Source organism: Rhizobium sp. 42MFCr.1 (assembly GCF_000377185.1).
GTDB lineage: Bacteria > Pseudomonadota > Alphaproteobacteria > Rhizobiales > Rhizobiaceae > Rhizobium > Rhizobium altiplani.
The window spans coordinates 426,371-438,759 of sequence record NZ_KB897818.1; the positions used below are offsets into that span (position 1 = coordinate 426,371).

The window sequence follows — 12,389 nt, forward strand, 5'->3', positions numbered from 1 at the left end:
CCAGTCAAAGACGAGCGACGAGCGCCTCAAGGCGGAGCGGCGACCATGGATTACGACGTAGCGATTGTCGGTGCCGGCGCTGCTGGAATTGCGGCGGCACGGACCCTGTCCAGCGCCGGCTCCTCGGTCATCCTCCTAGAAGCGAGTGACCGCATCGGCGGTCGCGCCTGGACAATTGAGATCAGCGGAATGCCGCTCGACATGGGTTGTGGTTGGCTTCATTCGGCCGAACGCAATCCACTCGTCGAGATGGCTCGTGCTGCCGGGCTTACCATCGAAAGCGGCCCTACGGCATGGCGACGGCAGTGGCGCGATTTGGGCTTTACGCCGGAAGATCAGAAGGCGGCGGAAGCAGCGTGGGACGCATTCCAAACCCGCATTCGCAGCGATCGCCAACCAAGCGACCGTGCTTCCGATGCGCTGCCGGCAAACGCGGAATGGAATGCCTATTGCGACGCGACAAGCGGATACATGAATGGGACACCGCTCGAGCGGTTGTCGATCAAAGACTTCCTTGCATACGACAATGCCGCATCAGATGCCAATTGGCGGGTTCACGAAGGCTACGGCACTCTGATTTCTTCGAGCATTCCTGATGTTGCATTGCGACCCTCGACACCTGTGCGCCGTATCGCGCTGTCCGATCGTGGCGTCCAGCTGGAGACCGACCGCGGTGCGATCAGCGCCCAGAAGGCTGTGATTACGTCGTCGACCAACGTCCTTGCCAACGGTATGATCGCGTTCGATGCGGCAGTTGACGATCATCTTCACGCATCAAGCCAATTGCCGCTTGGCCTGGCAGACAAGCTATTCCTCGAACTGCACGGGAACCATGGCCTCGAGCCCGAGACCCATCTTCTCGGCGATCCCCGCAACGCCGAAACTGGCAGCTACTATATCCGTCCGCTTGGCCGACCGATTATCGAGGGCTTCTTCGGAGGCGCAGGTGCCCTGGTCATTGAGCGTGCGGGGCTGCTGGATGCGTTCGCTTTCGCGATTGAACAGTTGTCGTCCCTGCTGGGTAGCGGCATACGACGGCATCTGCGGCCACTGGCCGCGACTTCGTGGTGTCGTACCGATTGGATACGCGGTTCCTACAGTCATGCGCTCCCAAATCACTCCGATGCCCGCAACATATTGGCACGCCCAGTCGATGATCGACTGTTCTTTGCGGGCGAGGCCACCCACATCTCGGATTTCTCAACGGCGCATGGTGCCTGGGAAAGTGGTATCAGGGCAGCCAACGAAGTCTTGCGCGGCTGACTTGAAGATGTCGTAGACGCCCTGCGTTGTTTGGGCGCTCAGGATTGATTGCGGCTTGAGGTCGTCATCGATATCGCGGCGAGCGTCTCTGCATCACGACCGTAAATGTCATCGAAATAGTGCACGACGCCGTCTGCAGTTGGCCATGCTGTAAAGTATGAGACATATACCGGAACTTCTTCCGGTGCCGGCATCTCCTTCTTTTCGCCATCGGCTATCTGTTGTGCAACAAATTCAACGGATGTTTTCAGAACCGCAGCCGCCATTGCGCGTGGGTTTTCCAACCGTACGCATCCGTGACTGAACATTCGATCCTGCGCGGCGAACTTTCCGCGCGCCGGAGTATCGTGCATGTATATGTCGTGAGGGTTCGGGAACAGTATCTTTAGCTGTCCGAGTGCATTGTCCGGCCCCGGCGGCTGAACAACGGAGATGTTCTCGAGAGGCTGGGCCCAATCGACCTTCGCGGAGGACATCGGCTTTCCATTTACAGAAACCTTGTAACCTTCCCTGTCGAGATATGCGGGGTCGCGCTTCAGATGCGGTAGCATCTCGTTGCGAATGATCGATTGCGGCACGCCCCAGTCGGGATTGAACTGAACAGTCTTGATCGAAGCATCGAAGAAGTTCGTCTGATGATCCTGTTGCCCGATTACGGCCTTCATCGAAAGTGCCAACTGACCCTGCTCATAGTAATACGCCATGTAAGCCGGTTGATTGATGAAGACATAGCGATCAGGAAACTCCTGAGGCAGCCAACGGATTTCCTCCATCGCAACAATGACCTTATCAATGTTGGCGGCGCTATCGCCTCCCTGACCCGACGATCGCAGCCAATGAAGTTCCGCTGCAAGCTGGGCGAACTTCGGATTGCTCGGCATAAGCCGGTCGACGACCGGCATCAGATCCGGATGGGCAGACAATTGGTCGATGGCCGCCTTCAGATCAACTTGCTTCCGCTTGAAGTCATAGTAGTTGGAGAGCTGGTTGGGATCGATCCGCCCGCGGTAGTTATCCTGCAGAAACATCAAGAACTCGCCGGACAGCGACGCTTCAAATAGGGCCAAAGACTTCGCGTATTCGGGCGAGCCCCGCGGAACCGTCTCAAACGTCGTGGCGACCGCATAGTCACTGGTGCTCAGGCCCCAATCATCCGCCTGCTTCAACAGGTTCAACGCCTGCACTGCCTTGGCGGTGGGACCTTTGCCATCGACCCAGATAAGTTTTGCTTTCGGATTGCCGTAATAGGCCTCAACTGCGTCCGCTATATCGTTGTTCATCACGATCGAGACGCCGCCCATCTCGCGCAGTACCCTTGATTGATTACCTCCCACAGTCTCAAACAGTGTCGAGAACGAACTGGCTCCCTGCCGAGAAATATGGACAGCCCGGCGCACAGGAACCGCGTAGGCATTTTTCGGGCTGGCCTGCTCGGCAAGCGCCGGCTGCGGCTCGGCCCTAACCTTGCCTTCCAACGCGGCAAACAGAACTAGACCGGCGAGCGCACCCGCGAAGAGTGTCAGTGTTCTCAGGGCCATCGGGTGTCCTCGAAACATTAAAGCAAGATCCGTGCGCTGCTACCGTTATGTTCTATGAGCCAGACTACAGCGCCGACATTCGGGCGGAAGATGGGCGGTATGGACCTCGGCATGCTGCCCCTTGTCTTCCTGCTTCTGAGAAGGGCCGACATGCAACAGCGTCAGCACCTGCTTCCTGACACCGAAGACGCCGGGTCGCGCGAGCATTCTGGTAATCCCACCCTATTTCCTCAAGGGCGAGTGTACTGACATCGTGGCACCGCTGGCGCCATGGGAGCGGCGCGCTCGCATTGTTCATGCAGTTCTGGCAGCCGTGGCGGATACGGCGAGAAGATGGCGCGCTCCCCCGATATCAGTGAAATGGTGGTTGCTGACTAACGGAGGTCATGTCCTCTCGCCGCCGCAGTGCCGAAAGGCCAGCCAGCTTTCGGTAAGGTCGCAGCCACGTCCTCGGCGCAGGATCGGGCGCGTTCATAGGGCTCGGCTATCATAAGCCCACTGAAGTAGTGCCTGTCGCTGCCGAGGACGGCAGAACCAGTCGTGGGGCTCGCAGTGGCGCCGTAGCTGCGATGCATGTCGCTTCATAGACTTCCAACGCCCAATCTGGCGTTCATCCTCGCCGGGTAACCTGCGACCTAGGAAATAGCGGCAGTACCATTGAAACCACCCGCGGGGATCGTCCGGATATATCCAGCCTTTGGCTCGCCAGACGCTAAGTGGTTGGCTGGCACCCACGCCGAAAAAATTCAAACTCGGATCATACCAGGATGAAATCTTGGCCGCGGCGAACCATTCTTTGGGGAATTCGTCCGCGCAATCGGTCATGTATTTGCCCCCGAATACACCTAGCCTTAGCATCTCCGCAGGTGTCAGTTCCGGTGCAAAGCCCTGGTGGAAGTCTTGGCCCGTGGGCGCGGTCAGAGGATATCGATAACCCTGCTGCATCCGATCTTTCACTTCAACCCACGAAATGACCATCGGTGATCTCCCTACTCGCATACATCATCGACTGATCTTCATAATGGGACAGGCGAGTGATGCCTGCTACTTTAACTGAAACATTTCGATGTGGGCTTGCTCGTATCGAGGTTGAGGCGCGGCTGAGACCAGCCACAACATTTCGCGGATATCGCCGTTAGATATCGATTTGCGCCACCAGAACTGCCTGCCTGCATTAAAGTTCCCTCGCTCAACGTCGAGGTTCAAAGACGGAGAACTTGCTTCGGACAATCATAAGCCATGGTGGTCAGACTGGTGGAAACGCCGAAACCCTTGGCTCCATGGGCGACGAGATCTGCGTTGTTCCGAAGATTGACGGCATCGATGCTCTTCGTCGCAAAAGCCATCTGCGACTGATAGTCGATCATGATCAGCGTGTAATCCTTCGGCGTGAGGAACTGAAGCCTGGCAGCCGTAGCGGAGCTAATGAATTTGCCGGCTGGCGACGCCGAGGCAAGGCGCAGGGCTGCGAGCGGTCACAACGGCTGGAATTGCGACCGCAGATTTGTCGTTACGCAGTTCGCATGGCCAGTTACGCAGCCGTGGAACTTGTCTGCTCCGTTGCGCCTTTCAGAAGCTTGACGAGGGCCTGCGCACCTGAGGTGGACGAGGCAGGGTTCTGGCCGGTGATAAGCCGACCGTCGGTGATGGCAAAGGGTTGCCAGTTGTCTTTCTTCTCGAAAAGTCCGCCGAGCCGTTTCAGTTCATCCTCAACAAGGAATGGCACGACGTTGGTCAGTTGAACCTCCTCCTCCTCGGTGTTGGTGAACCCTGTGACGCGCTTTCCCTTGACGATCGGCTCCCCCTTGTAGGTCACGCGATGCAAGACGCCAGGCGCGTGGCACACCGCCGCGACAGGCTTTCCGGCGTTATAGAAGGATTCGATCAAGGTGATTGAGTCCGGATCCTCGGCAAGATCCCACATCGGCCCGTGGCCGCCAGGATAGAAGACCGCGTCGAAATCGTCCGACCGCATATCCTTCAGCTTTTTCGTCGTCGCGAACACCTGCTGCGCGTCCGGATCTTTCTTGAAGCGAGCCATCGCGGCGGTCTGGTTTTCGGGCAGATCGCTCTTCGGGTCGACTGGCGGTTGACCGCCCTTCGGCGAGGCGAGCGTCAGATCGATGCCGGCGTCGCGAAAGACGTAATATGGTGCTGCGCCTTCCTCGAGCCAGAAGCCCGTCTTGCGGCCGGTGCTTCCGAGTATGTCATGCGATGTGAAAACCATCAGGATCTTCATCTGTCGGCTCCTTCCTTTGCCGTTACGCAGCGAAACCGGCTGCATTAGGAAAGTATGCCGACGATTGCCAGGAAGCGCACTTGCACGTTGGTATTGGCAACACCTTGGTATTGGGTAACACCGTGCGCTGAAAACCCTCGTTCGCGCAGTACCTGAAGCGAAGCCAGACGACGGTAACCGCGATCCACTAGCCAATGGCCAAACCGGAGCGACGATGTTCTCAGGTTGGCTGCATCGATCGGAACCATAGCGGACAGAGCTGAATACGAACATCCAAACGTGCTCTCGATTCCACTATACGAAGGTGTCGCCGATACCTTAGTTCAATGGCTGCATTTCCTCTTTGGTGACTTGTTACTCGCCAGCAAGCTAACTCCAGGAGGCTCTCATGTCCCATAACCAACCGGCGGTTTCGCGCCGTACACTTCTCGCAGTGGCAGCATCAATCAGTGCATTGGGCGTGCTTCCTGAAGCGTTTGCCGCGAGTGGCGATCCAAACGCGATCAAACCATTTCGATTCTCGGCTAAGGATGCGGAGCTATCCGATCTTGCCCGGCGGGTCGCGGCGACCAGGTGGCCTGACCGGGAAACGGTCGAGGATCACTCGCAGGGCGTCCAGCTCGCTACCATCAGGAAGCTCGCCGACCACTGGGCCAAGCACTACGACTGGCGCAAAATCGAAACGAAACTGAACTCCTACCCGCAGTTCACCACGAAGATCGAAGGGTTGGACTTTCACTTCATCCATGTGAAATCTAAGCACGCAAATGCCCTGCCGATCCTTGTCACCCATGGATGGCCCGGTTCCATCATCGAACAGCTAAAAATCATCGAGCCCCTGACCGATCCGACAGCACACGGCGGCAGCGCCGACGACGCCTTCCACGTCGTCATCCCATCGCTTCCGGGTTACGGCTTCTCCGGCAAACCGACAGAGCCCGGATGGAACCCCCCCCGCATTGCCAAGGCATGGGCTGTACTGATGCAGCGCCTCGGCTACCCAAAATACGTCGCGCAGGGCGGCGACTGGGGCAACGCCGTTACCGAGCTGATGGCTGTGCAAGAGCCTCCGGGATTGCTCGGCATCCATACCAACATGGCAGCAACCGTTCCCGCCGACATATCCAAGGCGCTGTCAGCCGGCACGCCGCCTGCCAACCTCACGCCTGATGAAAAGCGCGCGTGGGACCAGCTCGACGATTTCTACAAGAATGGTCTTGGCTACGCCATCGAGATGAACAACCGCCCGCAGACGCTTTACGGCATCGTCGACTCACCGATCGGTCTTGCCTCATGGATGCTTGACCATGACATCCGCAGCTATGACATGATCGCTCGCGTCTTCGACGGCAAAACGGAAGGCCTGACGAAGGACGATATCCTCGACAATATCACGCTCTACTGGCTGACCAATACGGCGATCTCTTCCGCCCGCCTGTACTGGGATAACGCGCACTTCCCTTCGGGTGGTTTCTTCGATCCGCGCGGCATCAAGATATCAGTGGCGGTCAGTGCCTTCCCGGACGAGATTTACCAGGCTCCCCAGAGCTGGGCCGAGAAGGCATACCCGAAGCTCATCTTCTACAACCGGCCTCCCAAGGGCGGCCATTTCGCAGCCTGGGAGCAGCCGATGCTTCTCACGGCCGATCTGCGCGCCGCCTTCAAGCCGCTCCGCAGATCGATGTGACGGCGTCTGCGGCGTTCCCCGCAAAATTCCCACCCATTGGATGAAGGAGAAAGACAATGTCAGACAAGCAGATCGTCGATTCCAGCTTCACGGCCATCATCAACGCGTCGATCGAGAAGATCGACATCCCGACGTGGTGCTTCACGCTGCCCGAAAAGGAATACCAGGGCTGTTCGCCCGCCCATATCGCTGCCGGCTTCACTACCGCTCCAGACGGTACGCGCATGTCGATCAACGTCGAAACGATCGGCGGCAGCCTGATGGTGCAGCACTACGTCGAAACGCTCGGCGAAAAGGATCATCTGATCCTTGATTCCGACTCTGATGTGTTCACGCCGACGGGCCGGGTAGCCATTCACGTGACCTGGGAACTAAGCGTCAAGGCAATCGACAAAAATCACTGCGAATTTACCAACCGGGTTCAGTCCTTCGCGACCCCGGACATGCTCGCCTCTCTCGACCGGCAGGGCATTCCTTTCGAGATCTTCCGCACGCAGCGCCAGCCGATGTCGATCGCCCATAACAAGGGCGAGACGCCACTGTTCGCAGCCAGCATCGAGCGCCACGCGCTTCGCAGCCAACAGCCGTCGAAAGCAGCCTGAAGCCCAAAGGAGCCGATAATCATGCATCTGTCCTACGAGCGCGGCATCACCGGTCTTCTGGTGGTCGACCCGTACAACGACTTCATCTCTGAAGGCGGCAAGATCTGGCCACGCATCAAGGAAGTCGCAGAAGCCAACAATTGCGTGCCGCACATGGAGCAAATCCTCAGTACGGCACGACAGGTCAAGATTCCCGTCTTCTTTGCCATGCACCACAGGTACCGCGAAGGCGACTACAAGAACTGGAAGTACATTGCGCCTATTCAAAAGCTTGCGTGGAGCCGTAGGAGTTTTGAATACGGGACCTGGGGCGGAGAGTTCAAGGCCGAGTTTGTACCCGCGCCCCGCGAGATTGTCGCCTCGGAGCATTGGTGCTCCAGCGGCTTTGCCAACACCGATCTCGATCTGCAGCTCAAGAGGCAGGGCATTCACAAACTCATTGTCATCGGGCTGATCGCACACACCTGCATCGAGGCGACCGTGCGTTTCGCGGCAGAGCTTGGATACGACGTGACAGTCGTGAAGGACGCCGTCGCCGACTACTCCGACGAGATGATGCACGCGGCGCTGGTGATCAATATGCCGAACTATGCGAGCGCGATCGTAACCACTGAGCAGATTGTCGATGCGCTGAAAACCATGGAGCCCGTGGCCCCTGCCACCTGAGACAACCAGTCATAGCGCCTGCCCACAGACGCCGGCGCTGCTCGTCGGTCGTACGGGACCGAAAACGACGTCCGTCGGTTCTATAGCAGCTTCACACAGCCGATGCCTCGATCAATGCCTTTGCCTCGAGAAGCCTCGGACTGCTGAAGCCCTCAGTGAATCGCCGATAGACAGGAAGCAGAACACTCGGAACGCTTGCCTGGCGGAACGCACCAAGGCTGACGCCCGCGTTCAATTCCCAATACAGTGCTCCCTGCTTCGCCGCTTCCGCCATCGCCTGTTGAAAGAGACCTTCGATCAGGGACGTCTCGCTTGAGCCTTGCGCCTTGAGCACTTCTGCTTTCCGCCTCAGGATTTCGGGCACCATCCAACGGTAGCCTTTCTCTTCCGAGAACAGCAACGCGTTGGCGACCTCGTTCAAAGCCTCGTTGAAACGCCCCATTGACTGTAGCGCAGCTGCGAACTCACAGAGGTAGAAAGGATAGAACAACAGGTAGGCCCCACTACGCAGTTCCACGAGGCCGGTTCGAAGAGCCTCGATACCCTCGGCCGGGCTACCCGTTCGATAGGCGAGACTGCCCTTGATGCACAAGCCGGCGGCATGGAAGGGTCGAAGACCGTGCTTAGATGCCTCCGCTAAAAGCTCCTCGCCCCATTCCTGCGCGCGGTCCAGATCGTTAAGCGTTAACGAAACGAAGGAAGCCGACCATGCGAGCGCGACGCAGAGGACGAAAGGCTGCCGTGTCTCTCGGGCCTCCTGTATGGCGACCTCTGCCGTAAGTGTTGCGGCGTCCAGTCGGCCACCTGCGATCAGGTTCACTGTGTTGTGAGCCAGAGAAGACGTTCGTACGTCCGCTTCCAATCGCAGCAAGTCTGTCCGGCGGTTCACCAGCGGATAGTGTGTGGCCGCCCATTCAAGCCTCTCGCCGGCTTCTTGATGGAGCGCCTGATAGGTCTGGGGAATGCCTACAAGCCATGAGGCCGTTGCGCGTCCGCGCACATCGTGTTCTTCAACCGCCCCCTCATATTCGCGCGCATAGGCTAGAGCGTCGCTCAATTCCGCCGAGCGGGCGGAGAAGAGCCACAGGGCGCAGGTTAGGCGCTGGCGATAGTCGTAATCGTTCAGATCCCTGGCAAGTGCCAGCGCGCCGGTGAGTACTTCCTTTCCGCGCTTGTTCATTCCCTGAGTGTAGATGAGCGCGTATCCCAGAGCACATCGCAAGACCATCTCGGTGCGCGAGCCGTTTTCTTCTCCGATGTTCTCCAGCGCGCGCTCAGCCCAGTCGCCAGCTTCGGAGACCAGCGATATTGCCGTCCAAAAGTCGCTTGACGCGGCAGCAAGCTTCGCGCCGAGCACGCCATCGCCGCTTTCCGAGAACGCCCATCTCAAGGCCGCACGCACGTTGTCGGTCTCCTTTCGGTAGCGACCGATATTGTCGAGCGCCGTCTGAAGGGAGCGCTCCTCCGAAAAAGGTTTAAACAGCTTGAGGAAGTATTTCGTAACTCGAGACATTGTTCGCCGAAACTCGTCCCGAGCTCCCAGCTTTTGCAGCGAGTAGACCCGCACAGTCTCAAGAAGGCGCCAGCGCGGAGCAGCGTCGAAACCTTCGAATGCGATCAAAGATTTTGAGACGAGATTTGATATCACGAGCGCCGTTTCCGCTTCCCCGTCGCCGCTGACCGCTACCGCCGCGTCCAGAGTAAAGCCGCCGGGAAAAGTCGCCAGGCTACAAAGCAATTCCCGTTCCGCGTCCGGCAGAAGTTGATAGCTCCAGTCCAGGGTAGCGCGGAGCGTCTGATGACGAGGCAGTGCCGTCCGGCGCCCGCCAGTGAGCAGCACGAAACGATCGTCGAGCCGGCCGGCGATCTGCTCTATTCCCAGCGTCGCAGCACGTGCCGCTGCAAATTCGATTGCCAGCGGTATGCCGTCGAGATGCCGACAAATCCCGGCAATGGCCAAGAGCTTCTCCGTGTCGTCCGCGAAATCCCGTTGCAGCGCTCGAGCGCGCGCCACGAAGAGTTGGATGGCGCTGTGCTCCAGAGCGCTGGTCGCCTCCTCCCTAGCTGGCACCTCCAAAGGTGGGACGCGATAGGCGAACTCTCCCTCGATCCTCAGCAATTCTCGACTTGTCGCAAGGACCGTCACATTTGGGCACGTGCGGACAAGTGCCTCGATCATCGCTGCCGCAGCATCGATGACGTGTTCGCAGTTGTCGACAACGAGCAGCATCGTTCGCCTACCAATGCAACGCGCGACGACCTCGGCCGAGATTTCGTCACCTTGAAGTTGCAGGTCGAGAGTTTGAGCCAGGGTTGTCGGAACTAGGTTGGGGTCCTGCAGCGAAACCAGCTCGATGAAGAAGGCATCTCCTTCGACGCTGGGCAAAAGACTACGGGCGATTTCGGATGCAAGTACCGTCTTGCCGATCCCGCCAGGGCCTGTCAGCGTCACGACCCGATAAGCGGATGCGAGCGTAAGAAGCTCAGCCACGGCATTCTCACGACCGATAAGATCAGATATCGACGCCGGGATCTTGGAAACGTAACGGGCGTCGGCTGAATGAGTTTTCACCGACGGCGCCGTTCCGTTGAGCGATGGCGCGCCAGATTTCCAGTTGCCAAGAAGTCGGTATCCACGGCCGGAGATCGTCTTGAGCAGATTCCGGTCTTTTCCCAGAGCCTTTCGAATGGCCGATATGTGGACCTGGAGTGTATTCTCCTCTACGACGATCCCCGGCCATACGCGGCGCATCAGATCCCCCTTCGACACGGCGTCTCCACCGGCCACTACGAGGACCTCGAGGATGTCGAATGCGCGGCTTCCGATCGGAACGGGTGCGCCGAGAGCCCTGAGTTCCCGCTTTGCGAGATCCATCTCCCAGCCGCAGAATTCGAAAAGGCCCCGTTCGATCTGTCCCAAAGCGATCCGATCTCTCTTGCCAATGCCAAATAGCCCAGCGGCATCTGTAACCGCCGCGGCGATTCATGACGGCGGAGACGCCGCACCGGATACTTCAGGATATTTCAGATTCTCTCAACCCACTTAAGTCGCTTCACGGGCGGTATTGGCTTAGACAATAGCCATTCTTGTTGGCGAGCTTCGCGCTATCGGCGCATTCTAAGAAAAAATACCACTTCTACGTGACTTCATCTTTGAACCGGAGGAGAATGGCATGTACAATGGCGGTCTGCCCCAGACATTCCCAAGTAACAAGATATCGACGTCGGACGCGCCGTCCGTATCCGTCGTGAGCAACAATGATGAGATCGGCGAGATCCTGCCCGACGAGTTGCGGTCGTGCGGCTGGCGACCTGACATCTTCGGATCAGCAGTTGAATTTCTCTCCGCCCGACGCGTTTCGAGCTTCGGGTGCATCGTTCTCGATGCTGATCTGCCCGATCTGGATGTCCAGACTCTCACCCGGATCATCTGCTTTTATGCGATGCATTGCCCGGTCATTCTGCTAACGAGCCACGACCATCGCGGCATGACCATGACGGCATCTCGGTTCAACTTTACAATCATGTCGAAGCCGGTGAACACGGTTGCTCTCCTTGAAGAGATACAGGCCGCCATTGCATCAACCATCAAGGTCAATGAACTCGACCGGCGTTATCGGTCCCTCTCGGTGCGCGAGCGCCAGGTCATGCAGTTCGTGGTGGCTGGGCTACTCAACAAGCAGGTCGCCTATGAACTGAGCCTCAGCGAAATCACGATCAAGGCCCACCGCGGGCAGGTGATGAGGAAGATGCGTGCACGATCGTTGCCAGAGCTCGTAAACATGGCTGCCAAACTCGAACTTGGCGCTGCACCGCTACACTAAACACGGATCCAGCCGGGGCACCACTCTTTGCCGCCGGCTCCGACGGGACGCCGAGAATTGTCAGCGAAAGTGGTCGGAGGCGTCCTCGCCGATCCATTTTTCTCCGACTGCCTTCGACGGAGATCTTTGGACCTGTGCTACCGCCCGAGAAGTTTGTCTTTAGTCCTTAACCCTTGGATGCTTCCTATCAATCTCTCGGGTGATTGCCGAATTTGCCATCAGGTATATTCGGGCAATACCTAAGTTTACTTACCAGAATGGCCGTCACGGCTTAGGCTATGTTTTATCGCCTCCCTAGTTGGCGATAAGCTTGCGCAGCAAGCGCTCCAGTGTTCCTCCCGCCGCTGGAGCTCGCGGATCCCCCTCCCACGATCCGCCAAGGCCGTCTCCAATCCGCCTGGAGACGGCCTTCCCTGCATTGGAGTGTGGGTCGCCGATGGTTGATTGTATGGAGCCAATCATGCGGGTGATGTAGGGCACATCGGGCTGGCGGAGTTCGCGGGTAATCTCGAAGGTCCCGGCTTTATCGATTTATGGCCATGGCCACACGTCGTGAACGAGACAGCGCCG

Annotated in this window: 9 protein-coding genes and 1 pseudogene; 5 read left to right on the plus strand and 5 right to left on the minus strand. The window is 58.2% G+C overall.

Annotated features, from left to right (window positions below):
* Nucleotides 1-45 precede the first annotated feature (45 nt).
* Nucleotides 46-1,263, plus strand: a complete 1,218-nt coding sequence (locus C934_RS0102150; RefSeq protein WP_018855068.1) for a flavin monoamine oxidase family protein — start codon at nt 46-48, stop codon at nt 1,261-1,263.
* A gap of 38 nt (nt 1,264-1,301) precedes the next feature.
* Here the strand turns inward: C934_RS0102150 and C934_RS0102155 are convergent, their stop codons facing one another.
* The 4 genes and pseudogenes from C934_RS0102155 to C934_RS0102175 all read right to left on the minus strand — a co-directional run bounded on the left by C934_RS0102155 (nt 1,302) and on the right by C934_RS0102175 (nt 5,040).
* Complete coding sequence (locus C934_RS0102155) at nt 1,302-2,801, minus strand: L,D-transpeptidase family protein (RefSeq protein ID WP_018855069.1); 1,500 nt, start codon at nt 2,799-2,801, stop codon at nt 1,302-1,304.
* 471 nt (nt 2,802-3,272) lie between these two features.
* Nucleotides 3,273-3,779 (minus strand): hypothetical protein, encoded by a 507-nt coding sequence (locus tag C934_RS35475; RefSeq protein WP_018855071.1) that lies wholly within the window; start codon nt 3,777-3,779, stop codon nt 3,273-3,275.
* A 257-nt stretch (nt 3,780-4,036) separates the two neighbouring features.
* Nucleotides 4,037-4,168 (minus strand): annotated as a pseudogene (locus C934_RS33430) (hydrolase); the annotation flags it as partial.
* 164 nt (nt 4,169-4,332) lie between these two features.
* Nucleotides 4,333-5,040 carry a type 1 glutamine amidotransferase domain-containing protein gene (locus tag C934_RS0102175; protein WP_018855073.1) on the minus strand — a complete coding sequence of 236 codons (708 nt, stop codon included), beginning with the start codon at nt 5,038-5,040 and terminating at the stop codon, nt 4,333-4,335.
* A gap of 388 nt (nt 5,041-5,428) precedes the next feature.
* Between C934_RS0102175 and C934_RS0102185 the strand changes: the two genes are divergently transcribed.
* From C934_RS0102185 to C934_RS0102195, 3 genes are read left to right on the plus strand one after another with little or no spacing between them, the layout of a single operon-like run.
* A complete protein-coding gene (locus tag C934_RS0102185) occupies nt 5,429-6,727 on the plus strand; it encodes an epoxide hydrolase family protein (RefSeq protein ID WP_018855074.1) in 1,299 nt (432 codons plus the stop codon).
* A gap of 56 nt (nt 6,728-6,783) precedes the next feature.
* A complete protein-coding gene (locus C934_RS0102190; RefSeq protein ID WP_018855075.1) occupies nt 6,784-7,329 on the plus strand; it encodes a hypothetical protein in 546 nt (181 codons plus the stop codon).
* Nucleotides 7,330-7,347: 18 nt separating this feature from the next.
* Nucleotides 7,348-7,995, plus strand: coding sequence for an isochorismatase family cysteine hydrolase (locus C934_RS0102195; RefSeq protein ID WP_113471297.1), 648 nt, complete (start codon nt 7,348-7,350; stop codon nt 7,993-7,995).
* 91 nt (nt 7,996-8,086) lie between these two features.
* On the opposite strand, the gene C934_RS0102200 is transcribed toward C934_RS0102195, so the two are convergent.
* Nucleotides 8,087-10,915 (minus strand): ATP-binding protein, encoded by a 2,829-nt coding sequence (locus C934_RS0102200; RefSeq protein WP_018855077.1) that lies wholly within the window; start codon nt 10,913-10,915, stop codon nt 8,087-8,089.
* Between the two features lie 253 nt (nt 10,916-11,168).
* Here C934_RS0102200 and C934_RS0102205 point away from each other — a divergent pair, with 253 nt between their 5' ends.
* A complete protein-coding gene (locus tag C934_RS0102205) occupies nt 11,169-11,819 on the plus strand; it encodes a response regulator transcription factor (protein ID WP_018855078.1) in 651 nt (216 codons plus the stop codon).
* Nucleotides 11,820-12,389 lie beyond the last annotated feature (570 nt).